Consider the following 1,081-nt stretch of genomic DNA (forward strand, 5'->3'; position numbering starts at 1 on the left):
GGCGTAGGTCTTGACGTGATCCGACAGGAACAGGATCTCGTCATGGTGCGCCTTGCGCTCTGTCACCACGTAGGTGGTCGTGCCGGCGCCAAAGAGGATCGTAAGCAGCAGCACGATGAGGATATTACCGTTCATTCACGACCCCCGGACGCTCAATAACTTTCGTTATTGTATGTTGTCGGAGATTATGTTTAAACATGCAAAAAAGGAGCGGATGTCCGCTCCTTTTTATTCTCCCTAGCGCGCTTGGGAGGGGTCAGGTACCAGCCAGGCGCCACACACCGCTCACGCACGAGAGCAGGTTGCCCGCCGAGTTGCGCGCCAGCAGCCCATTGGGCGAGCACGCCGCCCCCGCCGTGGCGAAGGCCTGCAGCTCGATGTACTCGCCGGCGGAAATGCGGCCGGTGCTGTACACGCGGGCTGCGTTGCGCAGCTCGTTGCCACCCATGTCCAGGTTCACGCCCATGCGGTTGAGCTCCGGACGTCCCGCCACGCTGGTGCGGTGGACGTAGCTGCCGCTGGCCGCCTGGTCGGCCGTTTCCTTCAGGAACAGCGCCAGCACCGGGTGCCCGGCGCCCGGCACGGTCGCAGAACCGCCGCAGGCGCTCATCGTCTTGGTCCAGCTGCCGAATGCGCCCTGCGCCACGCCCGTTGCGTCATTGACGTAACCACCGGCGATGCCGAGGCTGTTGGCGATCGCCAGCAGGCTCTTGCCAGCGATGACCTGACCGTTGCGGTAGTACAGCGTGCCATCGAGCACACCGGCCGTGGGCTCGCAGACGACGATGACTGGCGTCTGGCCGTAAGGATTGAGCACCGGCACGTTCGCATCGATATAGCCGCCCGCCAGCAGCGTAGCGTGCGTGATGGTCACCGGCGATGTCGGGCCGGCACTGGCGATGATCGAAGCGCGATTGTCCGCCACGTAGTTCAGCGCGCCGTCCATCAGGCGGCTGGCATGGCCGATCGTGGCGTTCTGCAGAATGCTCTCTGCGTACTCCACATAGCCGCGGATGGCGCCCACCGTGAGCACGGCGGCTACGAGCAGCGTCACCGCCATCTCGATGATGGTGAAGCCGCC

Annotated in this window: 1 protein-coding gene; it reads right to left on the reverse strand. The window is 64.3% G+C overall.

Features of this window, described 5'->3' with window-relative positions; all coding sequences use genetic code 11:
* Positions 1 to 256: 256 nt before the first annotated feature.
* On the reverse strand, positions 257 to 1,081 hold an 825-nt coding region (gene pilV, locus AC04L7_RS19390), incomplete at its 5' end, for a shufflon system plasmid conjugative transfer pilus tip adhesin PilV (RefSeq protein WP_475513802.1).

This window comes from Pseudoxanthomonas sp. LjRoot204_2, from assembly GCF_056175765.1.